This window comes from Novosphingobium sp. TK71, assembly GCF_055361505.1.
Map to the genome: position 1 here is coordinate 2,314,139 of NZ_JBSZKA010000001.1, position 18,205 is coordinate 2,332,343.

The window sequence follows — 18,205 nt, forward strand, 5'->3', positions numbered from 1 at the left end:
GGCGCTGTTCTCTGCCGGTTAGTCCATGCAATTGATTTTGGTTAATCGAGTAACCTTGTTGAACTAGGGGATGTGCCATAGGTCGCTGCGCAATGGTTTGCGAATCGCCATTCTTCCGTCGTGCCGTGCGGGCCCTGACTTTCCTCTGCGCATTTCTGTGCATGGGATCGGCGGGCGTCGCATCGGCGGAAGTCCTGCGATTGGGGCAGCCCCTGTGCCACGCCGTCAGCTCCGTGGTGCCCGCGGGCGACGCGATCCCGGAAAACTTCGCCTGCACCGGAAAGCCGGAAGGCTATCAGAAAGGTACGCTCTGGCTGCATGACATGCTGCCGATCGGGGCCGACGAGCAGGACGATCTCTCTCTTATCATCCACAGTTCCCGGTTCGACAGGCTCTTCGTCTACTTCACTTATGCCGACGGCGCGATGGAACGGCAGGACGTGCGCAGCGGCGATTTCGGCTCGCACTGGCGTGCGGGCGGACAACTCGCCTTTCGTGCGCCGCACCGCGATGTTCCGCTGGTGGGCGTGACGATGCGGTTCGACAAGGTGGCCAGTGCGAACCTGCTTCGCATGAGGCTGGTAGGCCGCGGCGAGGAGAGCACGCAAACGACCGGACTGGCGACGTCGATCGGCGCCGCGCTCGTGCTGCTGCTGGCGGGAGCCATCTACAATGCATCGCTGGCCGTGGCGGTGCGGCGGCAGTTCTCGGCCTGGCAGGCGGCCTGGGCCAGTTGCATGATCGTGTGGGGCGCCTGCTGGTCCCAGCTCCACCTGTTCTTCTTCCCGGGCATGGCGGGCGCTGTTTCCGCGCAGATCTGCACGGGCCTTTCATGCCTGGCGATCTCGCTGGCGACCCTGAGCGCGGTAACCGCATTGGACGAAGGATATGTCAGCCGCTGGGCACGGCGGGCCGCACTGGTCCTGACCGGCTGCGTGGCGCTGCTGGGCGTGCCTCTTTCCTTCATGCGCTCGGGGCCAATCGATGCGCTGGCTGGGGTTTTGGGCATCCTCGTGCTGGCCAACCTGTTGGCGGTTGCATTCTGCATCGCCCAGGCCTGGCGCCGGGGCAGCCACGAGGCGCGCAGCTTCGCGGGGGCATGGTCCGTGCCGATGGTCGTCCTCGGTTCGATCGAGTTCATCGACACCAACACGATGTTCTGGGGCGGCGGCTCGCAGATACTGATCCTCTTCGCGGCGGCGTGGCAGACCTTGTGGCTTTCGGTTGCCGCATCGCGTTCGCACGCCCGGCTGCGGATCGAGCGCGACATGGCGCGCCAGGCCGAGGCGCAGGCCCAGGAACTGGCCCGCCGCGATTCGCTGACCGGCTTGCCCAATCGCCGCGGCTTCATCGAAAGGGTGGGCACCGTCCTCGAACAGTCGCAGCAACAGGGGGCCACGGTCGCCCTGCTGCTGATCGATGTCGACTGGTTCAAGTCGATCAACGATGTCTACGGACACGAGGCAGGCGATGTCGTGCTGGCCACGATCGCCCGGCAGATCGGCCCTCACGAAAGCCGGACCTGCACCGTCGCGCGGCTCGGCGGCGAGGAATTCGCGATGATGGTGGCCGGTCTTGAAGACTTCGCGCTCAAGCGCTTTGCCGAGGACGTTCGCCGGGAGATCGCCGCATGCGATCATGGCGAGGCGATCGGAAGGCGCAACGTCACCGTAAGCATCGGGCTGGCCAAAGCCGCGACCGGGGCGGATTTCCGTTCGCTCTATCGCCTTGCCGACGAAGCACTCTACGATGCCAAACGTCAGGGACGGGATCAGGTCGTGGTCAGGACGCTGGACGTGCTCGATTCCTCCGCCGCGGAAGATATCGAGCGGGCTGCCCTGGGCAGTTAACGAACCAGGGCGAAGCCTATGCGCAGGCGTGTGGTGGAACGGTTGTAGTCGAGCAGGTTCTCGCCGTAGCCGGCAAAGCCCTGAACGAAGAGGTAGAGATCGGGCCCGCCGCCCAGCAGGCGGGGCAGCGGATAGGACAGGTCCGCGTTGACCGCGCCCTTGCCCGAGGACAGGTTCAGGCGCGTGGTGGCAGACAGCCGCCAGCCGTTTTCCTCGCCATACTGCACGAACAATCCGGTATTGCCGCGGTAGTGGAGGATGTCCGGGTTGCCGGACGTGCTTCCGACCGGGAACGTCAGGCGCGGCGCGATCATCAGGCGGCGGTCCTGGCCAAGCGGGATCGCGGCCATCGGGGCAATGTAGATACTGTTGATGCTGCGGGAATCGTCCCCGTCGCGGCCGTTCGATTCGTGCCGCAAGCCGCCCTGCAGAGCCAGGGAAATGCCGTTTTCCAGCACTTTGCTGGGCGTGACGTAGATGATCTCGGGCTGATAGTCGATGTTGCGGAACGGCATCGAGCGGGCGCGCAGGTCCCAGAACATGCGCTGGGTATAGGCCAGATGAAGGCCGTCCCGCCAGGAACCGGGAAGGTCGGCAGCGTGGCGGGAGCCGAACAGCCGGTATTCGAAGCTGAGCTGGATACGGGCCTCGGTATTGGTGCCGGGCCCGTAGACTGCGTAGATCGGTTCGTAAGGTGCGAGATTGTCGACGAAGGCATTACCCGCGCTCCGGTCGGACGGGGGAGCGGCGACAGGATGGGTTACAGGCTCGTTCTGCGCGAGTTGTGCCGGGGGCGAGGCTTCCGATGATGGCAGGGGCGGCGGGGCAAGATGGAGGGCAATCTGTTGCCCGCTCCACCGCGGGATCGAAACGAGCGCTCCATCGGGGGCCTTGTCTGCCGGAAGCCGGTAGCGCGCCCGGCCGAAGCCGCCGGGCGCGACGGTGATCTGCGCGGGCGTACCGGGTGCACGTTCGAGCGATACCGAGGTTTGCCGGCCTTCGGCACCGATCAGGGCTTCCACCCGATCGGGCAACGTGGTTGTGGCGGGAGTGGCGGCGGTGTTGAGAAAACGCAGGTCGATCAGCACGGCGCCGTCCGAGTCCCGCTCGCCGGCCTTGCCGATCAAGGCTTCCATCGGCTCGTCGGCCATGGCCGGCATCGGCGCGATGGAGGCAAGGATGCAGAGCGGCGCGAGCCCCGCCATGACATAGTGGCGGCGGTGCCTTGCGACGGGGCGAAGGGTCATCAAAGCTGTCCTGTTATCAATCGGCGCACCGCGAAAAATGAAGCGCGCTGGACCTTTGCCCAAGCCGCCCGGATGACCTGGACGGTATCAGCGCTTCCGCATTAGTACAAACAGATTAGGGGCATAGGACCTTCGCGCGAGGGCCTGGCCCTTGCCTTTGGGCGAGCGTGGGTCTGAAGCAAAGATGTCTGGCTTCTCCGCAAAGACCGAAACCCGGTGCGAATGAGATTCTCAAAGCCTTTCCGTTAGATGCGGCGACATGAACTCACATCGCATCTCATTCCGCCCCGGGACGTGTTTCGCAGCTACCGCGATTGCCATGCTCGCTGCGTCCTTCATGACCACCGGCGCCCATGCGGCCACCGCGACCGCGCCGATGGCTGTCACTGCCACCGTCCAGTCGGCCTGCATCGTGGTGGCCACCCCGCTGGCATTCGGGACCTACGATCCCACCTCGGGATCGGTGAAGGATGCCAACAGCACGATTACCGTCACCTGTACCAGCGGCACGTCCTTCACCGTGGGCCTCAATCCGGGTTCGACGAGCGGCGCGACCGTCACCACCCGGCAGATGGCCAACGGCACCAACCGGCTGTCCTACGCTCTCTATAGCGACATCAACCACACGACCAACTGGGGCAACACGCCCGGCACCGATACGCCCACCGCGACCACGGCTACCGCTGTGCCTTCGCTCCTGACCGTCTACGGCCGTATCTCGGCGTCGCAGAACGTCCCGGCCGGCGCCTATACCGACAGTGTGACCGTCACGGTCAATTACTGAACATGGGGCCTTCCGGTCCCCGGCGGTTCGTCCTCGGCGCGCTGGCCGTCTTGGCGGCATTGTCCGCATTCGGCGCAAGCGCGGGCGCCAGCGCCTTGCGGGTGACGCCGATCCGGGTGGAGGTGCAGGCCGGCAAGCAGTTCTGCTCGCTCAGCATCGCCAATGACGGAGACCAGCCGGTGAGCGTTCAGGTTCGCGGCTATCGCTGGTCCAAGGACGAACGCGGCGCGGACGTGCTGGATACGGCGGTGGGATTTCAGATCAATCCGACGATCGTGACGCTCAAGGCGCAGGAGTCGCGCCTCATCCGCTGCAGCCTGCCCCCGGCCGAAGGTGCCATCGAACAGACCTGGCGGCTGGTGTTCGATGAACTGCTCACGCCGGTCAGCGTTACCGTGCCCGGGGAAATCCGCGCGCTCCTGCGCATCAGCGTGCCCGTGTTTCGGGCGCCGGACGGGGCCTCCCCCGATATCTCGTGGACCTTGGTGAGGACGCCTGAAGGAGGGCAATCGGTTGTTCTCACCAATAGCGGAAGCCGGCACATCCGGGCTATCTCACTGGAACTCAAACCGTCTTCCGGCGCGGGGCAGCGGGTCGAGCGCGGATTTTACCTCCTGGCGGGAGGGCGCTTCGAGATTCCTGTAGCGCTTTCACAGGCCAGCCCGATCGCCGAGGTCCTCATCCAGACCGACGAAGGATCGATCACCCCGTCACGAGCCGCCGTTTCGGCCGGCGCGGGCCAGTGACAGGGAGGCGCCATGGCGAGGCGTTCACGCTATCGTCCGGCATGGACGGCATTTGCCGTCGCAGCCTGTCTTTGCGGCACGGCGGCCGAGGCGCAGCAGGGCGAGACGCCGATGCCGGTGGGAATCGTGCTGAACGGCCGCGATCTCCAGCGGCCGGGTCTCGTCGTCGTGGATGGTGAACGAATTTTCGTTCGCGTGTCCGACCTGCGCGAGTGGGGCATAGTCACCGCGTTCCGCACCGAGGTGCAGATCGAGGGTGAAAGCTATCTGGAGATCGGCAGCGAACAGGGCATTGCCGGCCGCCTCGATCCTGATGGCGCAAACCTGCTGCTCGACGTCGATCCCGCTCATCTGCCGGAAACGCGCATCGGCGCCAGCGAGCGCGCGGTGCCGGTTGCGGAGGCGGTCCCCGTGGCCTTCATCGATTACGACCTTCATTTCACGCGGCAAAAGCGGGATAACTTTGCCTCCGCCGTGGTCGATGCCGGAGTATCCGGCCCGTGGGGCGTGGCGGGCACGAGCGCACTGGCCGAAAGCACGCGATCATCCGTTACCCGCCTCGACAGCACCTTTGTCCGCGATTTTCCCGAACAAAACCAGCGCCTTTCGGTGGGGGACACATTTACGCGAGGATCCGCGTGGAGCCAGTCGGCCCGCTTCGGAGGTATTCGCTTCGGAACCGATTTCTCGCTCGATCCCGCCCGGATAACCTATCCGCTCCCCTCTGTCAGCGGCAGCGCACTGCTGCCTTCCACGGTCGAGCTTGCATCGCGAGCCGCCAGCCAGTCGCTCGCAGTCGAACCCGGCCGGTTCGCGTTCGATTACCGGCCCCGTTTCACCGGAGCGGGGGAAGTGACGATGATCGTGCGCGATATTGCCGGCAACGAGCGGACCGTAAGCCGCAGCTTCTATTCAAGCACGGCACTGCTGCGCCCCGGCCTATCGGAATTTTCGCTGGAGGCCGGAGCGCTGCGGCAGGACTATGGCTACCGCAGTTTCGCCTATGGCGAAGCCTTTGCGGCTGCCTCCTATCGCCGGGGCCTCACCCCGGTCCTGACCCTGGAAGGCCGCGCCGAGGGCAGCGGGCGGACGCGGATGGCAGGGGGCGCGGCGACACTGGTGATCCAGCCCATCGGTGAAATGCGGCTGAGCGCGGCCGCCTCGCAGGGCGATGCCGGGCACGGCCGCCTCTATCAGGTCCAGTTCCAGCGCCTGACGCCGGGCTACTCGATCACGGCGAGCTACCGGGCTGCGGATGCGGGCTTCAGGCAGGTGGGCGACAATGTGCGCGAGCGGGAAGCGCGGCGGGAACTCGCCGTCTCGGGCAGTCTGGTGCTGGGCAGGCTGGGCGGGCTCAATGCAAGCTACCTGCGCATCGTGGAGGGCCGTCGCCACCAGTCGATTTCGTCGGTGGGGTATTCGACCAACGTGGGCCGGGTTTTTCTGTCCCTCGGGGCGCAGCGTTTCGACAGCGACGACGGCACCGTGACATCGGGATTCGCGAGCCTGACCTTGCCGCTGGGCCAGGGGCGCCACGTGGGTTTCTATGCCGACCAGGAAAGCGCCGCGGCGACGTATGAGAAGGCGGCGCCATCGGGTCGGGGGCTGGGGTACCGCGCGGCGGGCGGATATGAAGACGATCGCGGTGTCTGGGTGGAGGGAGCGGCAACCCTGCGCGCGGCTGCGGGGCAACTCGATATTGCTGCGGCCCGGCGGGGCGGCGATATCATGGCGCGGCTTGAGGCGCGCGGCGCTCTCGTCGTGACGGGCGGAGGGCTGGTCGCCACGCCCAGCGTCGACAATGCCCTGGCGGTGGTGGAGGTGCCGGGCTCCAGCGCGGTGGACGTCATGCTCGAAAACCAGCCCATTGCCAGAAGGGCGGGGGGAGGGCGGCTGGCCGTGGTGACCGGTCTTCAGCCCTATGTCGCCAACCGGATATCGATCGATCCGTCCGAATTGCCGATTTCGGGCGAACTCGGCGCTGCCGAACAGGTCGTCGCGCCGGGGTGGCGACAGGCCGCGCGGGTCTCGTTCGGCAGTCGCGAGGTGCATCCCGTCCGCTTGCGTCTGGTGGATGAGGGAGGTTCTCCCTTGCCACCCGGCCTTGTCGTGACCGGGGGGGAAGGAGACGCCATGTTCACGGGTTACGACGGGGAGGTCTTCCTTGCCGATTATCAGGCGCGCGCGATCCTGACGGTGGAGAGGGCTGGCGGGAGCCGATGCCGTGTCCTGCTGCCGTCCAGCGCTCCTGCCGATGCCTTGGCGACGCCGCTGGCCGTTACCTGCACGGCAGTTCCATGGAAGACTGGACAATGATGCGTAAAACCCTGCTGCTTCTGGCGATGGCCGCCGGATCGTCCCTCGCATCGCCGGCGCAGGCGCTTTGCGTCCTGTGCACCTGCTCCGCTTCGACGACCGGGCTTGCCTTCGGGCCATACGATCCCAGTTCGCCCGGCCCCCGCGATGCCAATGCCACGGTCACGATAAACTGTTCGGGCGTGGCCGCCTTGCTGGGCAATATCGAAGTGGCCCTGAGCCCGGGCGGGGCGAGCAGCATCCCGCTTCGGCGCATGGTACAGGGCAGCGAACAACTGGTTTACAACATCTATTCCGACGCGACCTACACCACCCTGTGGGGCGATGGTTCGGGGGGCACGGCCGGGGTATCGCTGCCTTTCAATGGACTGCTCAGCTATACCGCCACCGTTACCGCCTACGGCCGGATTCCGACGCACCAGTACGTAAAACCGGGCCCCTACACGGACACGGTGACGGTGACGGTCACGTACTGATCCCTCAGCGTTTGACTTCGCGGGGGATGCCGGTGATCTTCCCGGCAGGAGATGAGATGAGTCGGAACGGCCCTCGCCATATCGACGTGGTACTCGACGCGGTGCGCTCGCCGAGCAGCGCCGGCACTTCTGCGGTTACTGCATCCTGGTGCCGCTCGCTCCTGCATCATGGGCTTGATCCCGGCACCGGAGCCAAGCGTTCGCGCGTCGAAGCCGCCCTGCTGGCGCATCGGCGCAGCGAACATGCCGCCTTGCTCACGGTGGCGCAGCCGGTGCTTGACCAGATGTTTCGTTCGGTCGGCCGATCCGGCTGCGGTGTCATCCTCAGCGACCCGACAGGCATCGTGCTCGATCGCCGCGTGTGCGACGGCGATGCCGATGAATTCAATGCCGTCGGGCTGGTCGAGGGCGGCCGCTGGGGAGAGGCGGAAGAGGGCACCAACGGCATCGGCACCTGCCTGTTCGAGGATCAGCCGGTCGTCATCCACCGGGACCAGCACTTCGCCAGCCGGAATGTCGGCATAAGCTGCATGGATGCCCCCCTTCACGATCACAGCGGCCGCCTGATCGGTGCGCTCGACGTGTCGAGCTATCGGCAGGATCATGGCCCGGCGATGGCGGAACTGGTGTCGGCGCTCGTGCGGGATGCCGCGCGGCGTATCGAGCGGGACTATTTCTGCCAGCATTTCGCCGGTGCGCGGATCGTGTTCCTGGCCGAGGACCCGACTCATGGCTCCGCGCTTCTCGCGACGGATCGTGACGATCTGGTGATCGGCGCCAGTCGCGGCGCAAGGATGAAACTGCGCCTGACCGACGCGATGCTGGCACAGCCACGCCCGCTGGACCAGTTGCTCGGCACCGACACGCGCGGCCCATCGTTCGAGGACGGAGACCGCACGATCCTGCGCCGCGCGCTGGCGCAAGCTGGCGGAAACGCCAGTGCGGCGGCACGCATTCTCGGAGTCGGCAGGGCAACTCTCTATCGCCGCATGGCGAAGGCCGGGCTTTCGCGCTGAGGCAGATCATCCGTTCGGTGAAACTGTCTCGCCGATGAGACAGCAGGGCGGCTAGCAACACGGCCCCCCGCTTCCGCAATCGTTTCAACTGCGCAACACTCCTTGACGATGAGACGCCATCAGGCGCCGCAAGAGAGGATATATCCGTGGACGCACTTGTTCAGGAACGGGCCGCATTCAAGGCTCCTTTCTCCGCCCGCTATGACAACTTCATCGGTGGTCGCTGGGTCGCTCCGAACGCCGGGCGCTATTTCGACAATACTTCCCCCATCAACGGCAAGGTCGTGGGCCAGATCGCCCGTTCCGACGCTTCCGACATCGAGGCCGCGCTGGACGCTGCCCATGCCGCCAAGGATGCCTGGGGCAAGACCTCGGTGGCAGAACGCGCCCGCATCCTCAATCTCGTGGCCGACCGGATGGAGGAGAACCTGGAACGCCTCGCCACGGCCGAGACCTGGGACAACGGCAAGCCGATCCGCGAGACAATGGCCGCCGACGTGCCGCTGGCGATCGACCATTTCCGCTATTACGCGGGGGTGATCCGCGGCCAGGAAGGCACGCTCAGCGAGATCGACAACGATACCGTCGCCTATCACTTCCACGAACCGCTGGGCGTGGTCGGGCAGATCATTCCCTGGAACTTCCCGCTGCTGATGGCGGCATGGAAGCTGGCTCCCGCGCTGGCGGCGGGCAACTGCGTGGTGCTCAAGCCGGCCGAGCAGACCCCCGCCTCGATCATGGTCTGGGCGGAAATCGTTGGCGACCTGCTGCCTCCCGGCACGCTCAACATCGTGAACGGCTTCGGCCTGGAGGCCGGAAAGCCGCTGGCCTCGTCCAGCCGCATCGCCAAGATCGCCTTCACCGGCGAGACGACGACCGGCCGTCTCATCATGCAATACGCCAGCGAGAACCTGATCCCGGTCACGCTGGAACTCGGCGGCAAATCGCCCAACATCTTCTTCGAGGACGTGGCCGCGGCTGACGACGACTTCTTCGACAAGGCGATCGAAGGTTTCGTGATGTTCGCGCTCAACCAGGGCGAAGTCTGCACCTGTCCGAGCCGCGCGCTGATCCACGAGAAGATCTACGACCGTTTCATGGAACGTGCGCTCCAGCGCGTGGCCGCGATCGTGCAGGGCAATCCGCTTGACCCCGCGACGATGATCGGCGCGCAGGCATCGTCCGAGCAGCGCGAGAAGATCCTCTCCTACTTCGATATCGGCCGCCAGGAAGGCGCCGAAATCCTCATCGGGGGCGAGGCCGCGCAACTCGAAGGCGAGCTTGCGGGCGGCTACTACGTCAAGCCGACGGTGTTCAAGGGACACAACAAGATGCGGATATTCCAGGAGGAGATCTTCGGTCCTGTCGTTTCCGTTACCACCTTCAGGGACGCCGACGAGGCGCTCGCCATCGCCAACGACACGCTTTACGGCCTCGGTGCCGGCGTGTGGAGCCGCGATGCCAATACCTGCTACCGTTTCGGCCGCGAGATCAAGGCCGGCCGGGTCTGGACCAACTGCTATCATGCCTATCCCGCCCATGCGGCGTTCGGCGGCTACAAGCAGTCCGGTATCGGGCGCGAAACGCACAAGATGATGCTCGACCACTACCAACAGACGAAGAACATGCTGGTCAGCTACAGCCCCCGGAAGCTTGGATTTTTCTGAGCTTCGCCCCCCGGCGCGCCTCGCTCCGCTCTCTCCCGATGGCGGGGCGCGCCCCCAATCCCGAAAACAGGACCTAGCCCCGAGAGGAATTACCCTATGGCCAAGACCATGAAGGCTGCCGTCGTGCGTGAATTCGGAAAGCCGCTGACGATCGACGAAGTGCCGGTGCCCGAAGTCGGCCCCGGCCAGATACAGGTCGCGATCCAGGCGTCGGGCGTTTGCCATACCGACCTTCATGCCGCGGAGGGGGACTGGCCGGTCAAGCCCAACCCGCCGTTCATTCCGGGCCACGAAGGCGTCGGCTTTGTCAGCCAGGTCGGCGCGGGCGTAAAGCATGTAAAGGAAGGCGACCGGGTCGGGGTGCCGTGGCTCTACAGCGCCTGCGGGCACTGCGTTCATTGCCTTGGCGGCTGGGAAACGCTTTGCGAGACGCAGGAGAACACCGGCTATTCGGTAAATGGCGGTTTCGCCGACTATGTGATCGCCGATCCCAATTACGTCGGCCACTTGCCCGGCAACATCAGCTTCACAGAGATCGCACCGGTGCTCTGCGCCGGTGTCACGGTCTACAAGGGCCTGAAGATGACCGATACCAAACCCGGCGATTACGTGGCGATCAGCGGGATCGGCGGGCTCGGCCACATGGCCGTGCAGTACGCAGTGGCAATGGGCCTCAATGTCGCGGCCATCGACATTGACGATGCCAAGCTCGACCTTGCCCGCAGGCTTGGCGCGACGATCACCGTCAATGCGCGAAACGAAGACCCGGCAACGATCATCAAGCGCGAAACCGGCGGCGGAGTGAACGGTGCTCTGGTTACGGCGGTGAGCGAGAAGGCTTTCGCGCAGGCAGTCGGCGTGGTCGCGCGGGGCGGCACCGTGGCTCTCAACGGATTGCCGCCTGGCGATTTCCCGCTCAACATCTTCGGCATGGTGCTTAACGGCATTACTGTGCGGGGTTCGATCGTCGGCACCCGGCTCGATCTTCAGGAATCGATCGACTTTGCCGCGCAGGGCAAGGTCAAGGCGACGATCGAGACGGCACGGATCGAAGACATCAACACCATATTCGACCGTATGCACAAGGGTCAGATCGAAGGACGCGTGGTTCTCGATATGGCCGGTTGAATTCAGCGACGCTGCGCTGGTCCGTTGTCTCCGGACGGGGGCGACGCAGCGGATTTGGAGGGAGTTCGCCGGGGTGACGAATGAGGTAGAACGGGTCGCCGCAACCCCGGCGGCACTTGCGTTGATCGCCGAACTGACGGCCGAATACGGTCCTGTGCTGTTCCATCAGTCGGGCGGGTGCTGCGATGGATCTTCGCCGATGTGCTATCCGCAAGGAGAGTTCCGCATCGGCGAAAGCGATCGGCTTCTCGGCGAAGTGGGCGGAGCGCCGGTCTATATCGGCCGCGCGCAGGGCGAAGCCTGGGCCCACACGCAACTCATCCTCGACGTCGTTCCCGGTCGCGGAGGGATGTTCAGCCTCGACAACGGCCGCGAGCAACGCTTCCTGACGCGGGGGCGGGTGTTCAGCGCAGAGGAACTGGCCCTGCTCGCCGAAAGTTGATTGAGCCTGCGAGAAGGGCCTCCCGGCCCCTCCGGCGGCCTACTTGGAAACCCTGACCGCGCGCCGCACCCGGGCTTGCTGCCAGCGGGACGAGACCGCCCGTGAACCGAAGATGAGAACGAGGATAGTCGTTCCGACTATCAGGGCTTCGAGGGTGACCATGTCCGCTTGCAATGCCCTGTTCCTTGGTACTGGAGTTCGAAAGACCTCTTGATCCGCCTGCCGGGAATCGCACCCGACGAGAGAGCCTAACATCGCCTTGGCGGAGTCCCCAGCGAATTCGCCGGGTTCTCGCTTATCGGGCTGCCGCCGCCAGGACCCGGTCGCCCAGCGTGGCATAGAACCGGCAGATCACGAGCACGGAATCGCGGGTCAGGATCGGGGAATCTGGCGCTGCGCGCGGCGGGCAGGGGGTGTCGCGGCCCAGTGCCAGTTGCAGGTCCGCGCGCATGGCGGGTGTATCGGCGGGGCTGGGGCAATGGCGCAATAGCGCGGAAATCCGCCCGATGGCCAGAAGCCGGGCGCGGGCGTGGCGTTCCATCCCGAGCATGCCTTCGACGACCAGCAGCTTGCCGGAGGTGTTGTGCCGGCTGGCGAAATGGCGGTCATCGTGATCGTCGCCGCCATGTCCCGCGGCCACGGCATCCAGCAGGACGGAAAGGAAGCGGTCGAGTTCGTGCAGCCGGTTGCCGCTCATCCGCGTAAAGGCGGACAGCGCCAGAGACGAAGGGATCGCCGGCACGGGGCGCCCCGGAAAGCGCGGTGCTGCGGAACAAGGCGCGGGGGCGAGCCGGACATGGCGCACCCAGAAGTCGCAGGCGTGCATCAGCGTCCGGTGGGCCCGGCCCACTGCTTCGGGGACGACGGCGCGGTCAGGCGAAGTCGCCGGCAACGGCGTTTCCACGAGGTCTAGGATCGGCTCGCGCCCCCGGACGAAGCGGTTTCCAGCCTCATCAACGCGACCAGTCCGGGTAGGGTGTAGTGCCCGTTTCCCGCCGCAGGCGGGCGATGCGCCGCTCGTAGTGAGCAACGATATCGAACCGCGAACCCCGCGAGGGAGCTTCGCCGGGATGGCCGCGCATAACGGCGATCTGGTGGTGAAAGAGAAGTTGATTGAGGTCCATATCCGGCTCTCCTGTTTGCGGGGAGCGCAGTGTGTCTCTCAGTCACCGACGCGCGTTTCTGGACGGTGATCTGGGGACTATACGCAGAAGCTTGCGTCATGGCTAGTTCGTAATCGTGTTGAACGACACCTAAACGTACCAGAGCCCGGTTGGGCAGGAGCTGGTTTCGCGCTTGCGATCTATCGGTTCGTGGCGCGGGGAGACGGGCAATCAGGAGTGTCCGGCAGCGGCGGGAAGAACGGCTGGGCGGCATAGTGGTCGATGAAGGCGCGCTGCGCTGCCGACATGCCGCGCCGCGCCGCAAAGACCATGTGGACGATGCCTTCGCGCGTATGCCATTGCGGCAGGACCCGCAGCAGTCGCCCCTGTAGCAGGTCCGCGCGGCAGCCCTGTTCGTGGAGCAGCGCCACCCCCAGTCCGTCGAGCGCGGCTTCGCGCACGATCGTGGAATCGTTGCTGCACAGCCGGGGCCGGTGGAAGATGCGGGCGCGTTCGCCGGTTTCGCTCGTCATGTCCCAGCGGTGATGCTCGGCGTGTTCGCCGATCGTGAGCGTCGGGAGGCTCTGGAGCATGTCGATCCCGATCGGCGGCAGGCCCGCGAGGAATTCCGGGCTGGCGACGAGGATGCGCTGGCTGCGGCCGAGCTGGCGCATGGTCAGCGAAAGATCGGTTTCCTCCTCCACGTCGACGCGCAGGGCGATGTCGAAACCTTCGCGGATGATGTCCACCCGGCGGCTGGTGAGGTGCATGTCCAGCCGCACTTGCGGATAGCGGGCGAGGAATGAGGCCAGCCCCTCCGCGCCGAGATAGCGGGCAAGGCCCGGCGGGCAGCTGATCCGCAGCAGTCCCGAAACGTCTTCGCGCGCCCGCTCGGCGATGGCGCGGGTGGCGGCGAGGCCATCGGCGATGACTTCGCACTGCCGGTAGACTTCCTGGCCGACATCCGTGACGCGCACGTTGCGGGTGGAGCGTTCCAGCAGCCGCGTGCCGAGTTCGCGCTCCAGCTTGGCAACCCGCTTGGACAGCTTTCCGCGCGCCTCGCCGGTGGCGCGTTCGGCGGCCGAGAAACCGCCATGCCGCACGACCATGGCGAAGCTGCGCAAGTCTTCGAGTTCCATGCCGCGCTCCCCTTTGCCGCGTTCCGATCCTTCAGGCTGCCATTCCCGGACCGGCGCCGGATTACAAGCATTTCGCGAAGCGGCCATGGCGAGGGGGTCAGGCCGCGCGGTCGAGAATGCCGTCCGGGGCGGGCGGCCTGCCCGGCGGATGGCCGTGCGGGAAGAACACGCGGCGCAGCGTCAGCAGCGCCAGCACGCCTTCGCGCGCATGGGCAGGTTCGCACGCGGCGAGGGTGCGGATGCCGTGATCGATCGTGCTTTCCAGCATCTTTGGCGGGGCGATGGCCATGCGGGCGGCGGCCTGCGCGCGGTAGTGGGCGGCGACGGCCTGCCTTGCCGCGGCCAGTGCCGCCGCCGCATCCCCGCGTAACGAGCGTTCGAGCTTGCCCAGCCGCAGCAGGGCGGCCCCGGCGCGCAGATCGTTCAGTCCGTCCAGCAGGGCCGCGCCGGGATCGCGGCCGGTGGCGACGAGGCGCGGCGCGAGCAGGCCGATCCGGTCGAGCGCCACGCCGATCCAGGCGCCCGGCGCGGGCGCACCGGGAGCGTCGAACCGGCCGATGTCGCGCCAGCTCGCCTGCACGATGCGCTCCGCGCTTCGCCCTGCGCCCACCGTGGAGAAGATGCGCAGCATCACCACCGACAGCACCGCGCCGGCAAGCTGGGCGATGGCGGCGTTGATGAAGGTCGGGAAATGCTCGGCATATTCCTCGTTGAGGCCGACCGTGTTGAGCAGGCCCAGCAGCAGCCCGGTTGCCATGAGCGCCCGTGGCGGCCTGGCCAGCAGCGATCCGCCCACCAGCAGGTACGGGGCGAGAACGGCGATCAGCACGCCGAACTCCGTCACGCGCGGGAGGATCGCGAAAGCATAGGCGATGGCGGCGAACGTGGCGATCACCCAGCCGGCGAGGAATTTGTTGAGCAGCACGGCGGGCTGGTCGAACCCGGCGAAGAGGGAGCAGCAGATCGCCGCGATCATCACCGCGCCGTCCCCGCTCGGCCATGCGGTGAGCCGCCAGAAAGCCACCGCGATGCAGACCGTGGCCCCCGCGTTGAGGCCGGAGCGCAGCGCCATGCCCCGGTCTTCGTGAAGGGCGCGCGGCACCGCGCTGCCGAGCAGGGCGGGCACGTCCGTGCTGACGGCGGCGCGCGAGGGGGCGTGGAGCTGGCGGCGCAAGTCCCGGCAGTGGCAATGCGCCTCGATCAGTTCGCCGAGGCGAACGAGCAGGCCCAGCTTCAGCAGGTCCGGCGCTGCCATGTCCGGGCCGACCTCGGGCTCCAGCGCTTGTGCCCGCCTGCGCAAGGTTGCGGCTTCCTCGCGGTAGCCGCCGTCATCGCGGTCCAGCCAGTCGCGGGCCTGCGCGGCGAGCCGGTCCAGCCGGGCATCGGCATGGCCTTCGCCGCGAAGCTCGTGAAGCCGGTCCTCCACGGCGGCGGCAAGCGGTGCGAGTATCGCCAGTTGCTGCTGGAGCGCCCGCACCGCGCCGACGCGCAGGCGCCTGCGGCCGGTGTCGAACGGCAGGTGGATGGAAAGCTGGTGCAGTTCGGCAATGTCGAGCGCCAGCTGGCGCCGGTCCCGCGCGAGACGGACGGTGCCCGCTTCGTCCAGCGTGTCGATCGACCAGCGCTCGGCATCGCGCACGATCGCGTCGACGCGGGCCAGCAGGCGGTCGGAAACGCTGCGCGGGAAAACCAGCGAATGGACCAGTCCGGCGCAGAAGAAGCCCAGCGCGATCTCCTGCACGCGTGAGACGGCGGTGGTGAACACGGCTTCGGGGCGGTCGATGATCGGCATGGAAACGAGGATCGCGGTGAACCCGGCCAGGAGGTACATATAGGCCCGCGCGGTGCGGTCGATCACGGCGAGGTAGATGCACAGGCCCAGCCAGCCGGCCAGCGCCAGCGTGAGGAATTCGGGCGATCCGCGCAGGTTCGGCAGCAGGATCACCGCCACCGCCGCGCCGATCGCGGTGCCGGAAAGGCGGAACAACGCCTTGGAATGGACCGCGCCGGTCATCGGACTGGCGACGATATAGGCGGTCATCACCGACCAGAACGGCTTGGGAAACTGGAAGGTGAGCGCAAGGTAATAGGCGAGCGCCGCCGCCGCCAGGCACTTGAGCGAGAACAGCGCATCGGTAACGCCGAAACGGTCGGCGATGGACGGCGTCATCGTGCCTCGCCCGCTTTGGCGGGCTCGGGGCGGGACGGGCAGGTCCGGCGTGATGCGGTCTGGGTCTGCATGGCTCCGGCGCTATGGGCTGCGGAGCCATGCCACTAGTCTGCGGTCAGGCTACAGACTGTCTCCTCATGGGAGACAATCGGCGCGCCGAAGTGGGGGTATCAGGCCTGCGGCGCGGTATCCGGGCGCAAGTAGGCGAACATGTGCGAAACATAGTCGGCCTTGCCCAGTTCGGTGCCATGGCTGCGCAGGATCGCGTATGCCGCGTTGAGGTGGAAATAGAACTGCGGCAGCGACCAGTCGCGCGCGAATTCGCTGCCAGTCATGTCGAATTTCATGCCGTTGGGCAATTCGATCGTCATCGGCAGATCGGCGCCGCCCTCAAGCGTGTCGGCCCCTTGCGCGCTCAGCAGGTCGAGTGCCTCGGCCACGCGGGCCTTTGCCTGCGCGATGGTGCCGGGCTGCTCTGCGGCGTTCCAGCCTTCGCGGCGCACTTCGAGAAGGGCCTCGGGCACGGGTTCGCCCTTCAGGCGATGAACGGCTTCCTGCGCCTGGAAACAGGCAAATCGCACTTGCGCGGCGAGCGGGAACATATCGGGCGCCAGCCGCGCGGACAGCAGCGCCTCGGCATCGCCGCCGGCGGCCGTTTCCTGTGTGGAAGCCTTGTCCAGCCATGCGGCCAGCCCGCGCAGCATCTGCGTGTAGGTGGGAACGAGCAATTGGGTAAGCAACATCGGAGGCGCTCCTGATCCTGTCCGTCAGTCTTCCAGGATACGGCTGTGCTGGCGGGTGTCCCGCATGCGGATGTAGATCGCCAGAGAGATGGCGATCATCACGGTGACGTAGATGTAGAAGGCGTGTTCGACCCCGGCCTGCTTGAACCACAGCGCGACGAATTCGGCGGTGCCGCCGAACAGCGTGTTGGCCAGCGCATAAGGCAGGGCCACGCCCAGCGCGCGGATATGGGCGGGGAACAGTTCGGCCTTCACCACCGCGTTGATCGAGGTATATCCGGTCACGATCACCAGTCCGGCCATGACCAGCAATCCGGCGGTGACCGGGTTCCTGGTGGTCGCCAGCGTGGCGAAGATGGGATAGGTGAACAGCACGCCCAGCACGCCGAAACCGATCATCAGCGGCTTGCGCCCGATCCGGTCGGACAGGGCGCCCGCCAGCGGCTGCAGCAGCATGAACACGAACAGCGTGATGCCGTTGATCGCGGAGGCCGTTTCCCGGCTGAGCCCGCTCGTGTTGACGAGGAACTTCTGCATGTAGATCGAATAGGCGTAGAAGGCGATCGTCCCGCCCGCGGTCAGCAGCATCACGATCAGCGTTTCGCGCGGGTGGCTGCGGATCAGTTCGAGGAAGCCGGATTGCGGCGCCCCTTCGGCGCGGGCCTTCTCGAAGCTTTCGGTTTCCGCCATGCCGCGCCGCACGCGGAACACGATCACCGCCAGCGCTCCGCCGATCACGAAGGGAATGCGCCAGCCCCATGCGTCAAGCTGCGCCTCGCTCAGCACCGCCTGGAGCGTCAGCAACACGCAGATCGCCACGAGTTGCCCCGCGATCAGGGTGACGTACTGGAAGCTGGAGAAGAAGCCCCGGTTGTTGCGGCCCGCCATTTCGGAAAGATAAGTGGCGCTGGCGCCATATTCGCCGCCGATCGACAGGCCCTGCATCAGCCGGGCAAGGACCAGCAGCAGCGGCGCGCCGATGCCGATCGTCTGGTAGGACGGGGTCACCGCGATCAGCATCGATCCCGCGCACATCAGCGCGACCGACAGGGTGAGCCCGCTCTTGCGTCCGTGCCGGTCGGCATAGACGCCCATCAGCCATGCCCCGATCGGCCGCATCAGGAACCCCACCGCGAAGATTGCCGCCGCGCTCAGCAACTGGGCGGTGCGGTCCTCGCTCGGGAAGAAGTGCGGCGCGAAATAGAGCGTGAAGGCCGAATAGGCGTACCAGTCGTACCATTCGACGAGATTGCCGGTGGAACCGCCGAGGATCGCCTTCAGGCGCTTGTTCCGGTGATCCCGGAGGTCGGGTTCTGCAAGGTGAGCCGTCATCAGGGCAGAGGCCTATTGGAAATGCCGCCGCCGGTCCAGCGCCTTG

General features: G+C 66.3%; 16 protein-coding genes. 9 read left to right on the plus strand and 7 right to left on the minus strand.

What is annotated here, in order from left to right:
* Window positions 1-125 precede the first annotated feature (125 nt).
* Window positions 126-1,850 (plus strand): GGDEF domain-containing protein, encoded by a 1,725-nt coding sequence (locus ACXJ16_RS25985; protein WP_463922574.1) that lies wholly within the window; start codon window positions 126-128, stop codon window positions 1,848-1,850.
* Here ACXJ16_RS25985 and ACXJ16_RS25990 read toward each other — a convergent pair.
* Window positions 1,847-3,097 (minus strand): phospholipase A, encoded by a 1,251-nt coding sequence (locus tag ACXJ16_RS25990; protein WP_463922575.1) that lies wholly within the window; start codon window positions 3,095-3,097, stop codon window positions 1,847-1,849. The genes ACXJ16_RS25985 and ACXJ16_RS25990 overlap by 4 nt on opposite strands.
* Before the next feature lie 337 nt (window positions 3,098-3,434).
* Here ACXJ16_RS25990 and ACXJ16_RS25995 point away from each other — a divergent pair, with 337 nt between their 5' ends.
* The 8 genes from ACXJ16_RS25995 (at window position 3,435) to ACXJ16_RS26030 (ending at window position 11,672) form a co-directional block, all read left to right on the plus strand.
* Window positions 3,435-3,881 (plus strand): Csu type fimbrial protein, encoded by a 447-nt coding sequence (locus tag ACXJ16_RS25995; protein WP_292636687.1) that lies wholly within the window; start codon window positions 3,435-3,437, stop codon window positions 3,879-3,881.
* A 59-nt stretch (window positions 3,882-3,940) separates the two neighbouring features.
* A complete protein-coding gene (locus tag ACXJ16_RS26000) occupies window positions 3,941-4,627 on the plus strand; it encodes a fimbrial biogenesis chaperone (RefSeq protein ID WP_463922576.1) in 687 nt (228 codons plus the stop codon).
* A gap of 12 nt (window positions 4,628-4,639) precedes the next feature.
* Window positions 4,640-6,943: a fimbria/pilus outer membrane usher protein gene (locus ACXJ16_RS26005; protein WP_463922577.1), complete on the plus strand. Its 2,304-nt coding sequence runs from the start codon at window positions 4,640-4,642 to the stop codon at window positions 6,941-6,943.
* Window positions 6,940-7,419, plus strand: a complete 480-nt coding sequence (locus ACXJ16_RS26010; RefSeq protein ID WP_054435941.1) for a Csu type fimbrial protein — start codon at window positions 6,940-6,942, stop codon at window positions 7,417-7,419. Before ACXJ16_RS26005 ends, ACXJ16_RS26010 begins: the two co-directional genes overlap by 4 nt.
* A gap of 56 nt (window positions 7,420-7,475) precedes the next feature.
* Window positions 7,476-8,435, plus strand: coding sequence for a GAF domain-containing protein (locus tag ACXJ16_RS26015; protein WP_054435956.1), 960 nt, complete (start codon window positions 7,476-7,478; stop codon window positions 8,433-8,435).
* 146 nt (window positions 8,436-8,581) lie between these two features.
* Window positions 8,582-10,102: an aldehyde dehydrogenase gene (gene adh / locus ACXJ16_RS26020; protein ID WP_463922578.1), complete on the plus strand. Its 1,521-nt coding sequence runs from the start codon at window positions 8,582-8,584 to the stop codon at window positions 10,100-10,102.
* A 96-nt stretch (window positions 10,103-10,198) separates the two neighbouring features.
* Window positions 10,199-11,230, plus strand: coding sequence for an alcohol dehydrogenase AdhP (adhP, locus tag ACXJ16_RS26025; protein ID WP_132469689.1), 1,032 nt, complete (start codon window positions 10,199-10,201; stop codon window positions 11,228-11,230).
* A gap of 73 nt (window positions 11,231-11,303) precedes the next feature.
* Window positions 11,304-11,672 (plus strand): DUF779 domain-containing protein, encoded by a 369-nt coding sequence (locus ACXJ16_RS26030; protein ID WP_054435942.1) that lies wholly within the window; start codon window positions 11,304-11,306, stop codon window positions 11,670-11,672.
* A gap of 295 nt (window positions 11,673-11,967) precedes the next feature.
* On the opposite strand, the gene ACXJ16_RS26035 is transcribed toward ACXJ16_RS26030, so the two are convergent.
* The 6 genes from ACXJ16_RS26035 to ACXJ16_RS26060 all read right to left on the minus strand — a co-directional run bounded on the left by ACXJ16_RS26035 (window position 11,968) and on the right by ACXJ16_RS26060 (window position 18,159).
* Window positions 11,968-12,564 (minus strand): hypothetical protein, encoded by a 597-nt coding sequence (locus ACXJ16_RS26035; protein WP_463922579.1) that lies wholly within the window; start codon window positions 12,562-12,564, stop codon window positions 11,968-11,970.
* Window positions 12,565-12,625: 61 nt separating this feature from the next.
* Complete coding sequence (locus ACXJ16_RS26040) at window positions 12,626-12,796, minus strand: hypothetical protein (RefSeq protein WP_165913308.1); 171 nt, start codon at window positions 12,794-12,796, stop codon at window positions 12,626-12,628.
* Window positions 12,797-12,975: 179 nt separating this feature from the next.
* A complete protein-coding gene (locus ACXJ16_RS26045; protein WP_185999462.1) occupies window positions 12,976-13,914 on the minus strand; it encodes a LysR substrate-binding domain-containing protein in 939 nt (312 codons plus the stop codon).
* Window positions 13,915-14,011: 97 nt separating this feature from the next.
* Window positions 14,012-16,084 (minus strand): FUSC family protein, encoded by a 2,073-nt coding sequence (locus tag ACXJ16_RS26050; RefSeq protein ID WP_463922580.1) that lies wholly within the window; start codon window positions 16,082-16,084, stop codon window positions 14,012-14,014.
* Window positions 16,085-16,254: 170 nt separating this feature from the next.
* Window positions 16,255-16,827 carry a DUF1993 domain-containing protein gene (locus ACXJ16_RS26055; protein ID WP_054435946.1) on the minus strand — a complete coding sequence of 191 codons (573 nt, stop codon included), beginning with the start codon at window positions 16,825-16,827 and terminating at the stop codon, window positions 16,255-16,257.
* 24 nt (window positions 16,828-16,851) lie between these two features.
* Window positions 16,852-18,159, minus strand: a complete 1,308-nt coding sequence (locus tag ACXJ16_RS26060) for an MFS transporter (RefSeq protein ID WP_463922581.1) — start codon at window positions 18,157-18,159, stop codon at window positions 16,852-16,854.
* Window positions 18,160-18,205: the final 46 nt, after the last annotated feature.

Coding starts and splice junctions, on each gene's coding strand:
- adhP (WP_132469689.1), top strand. CDS start 10,199: ATGGCCAAGACCATGAAGGCTGCCGTCGTGCGTGAATTCGGAAAGCCG.
- ACXJ16_RS26050 (WP_463922580.1), bottom strand. CDS start 16,084: ATGACGCCGTCCATCGCCGACCGTTTCGGCGTTACCGATGCGCTGTTC.
- ACXJ16_RS26060 (WP_463922581.1), bottom strand. CDS start 18,159: ATGACGGCTCACCTTGCAGAACCCGACCTCCGGGATCACCGGAACAAG.
- ACXJ16_RS26005 (WP_463922577.1), top strand. CDS start 4,640: ATGGCGAGGCGTTCACGCTATCGTCCGGCATGGACGGCATTTGCCGTC.
- ACXJ16_RS25990 (WP_463922575.1), bottom strand. CDS start 3,097: ATGACCCTTCGCCCCGTCGCAAGGCACCGCCGCCACTATGTCATGGCG.
- ACXJ16_RS25995 (WP_292636687.1), top strand. CDS start 3,435: ATGACCACCGGCGCCCATGCGGCCACCGCGACCGCGCCGATGGCTGTC.
- ACXJ16_RS26040 (WP_165913308.1), bottom strand. CDS start 12,796: ATGGACCTCAATCAACTTCTCTTTCACCACCAGATCGCCGTTATGCGC.
- ACXJ16_RS26055 (WP_054435946.1), bottom strand. CDS start 16,827: ATGTTGCTTACCCAATTGCTCGTTCCCACCTACACGCAGATGCTGCGC.
- ACXJ16_RS26015 (WP_054435956.1), top strand. CDS start 7,476: ATGAGTCGGAACGGCCCTCGCCATATCGACGTGGTACTCGACGCGGTG.
- ACXJ16_RS26010 (WP_054435941.1), top strand. CDS start 6,940: ATGATGCGTAAAACCCTGCTGCTTCTGGCGATGGCCGCCGGATCGTCC.
- ACXJ16_RS26045 (WP_185999462.1), bottom strand. CDS start 13,914: ATGGAACTCGAAGACTTGCGCAGCTTCGCCATGGTCGTGCGGCATGGC.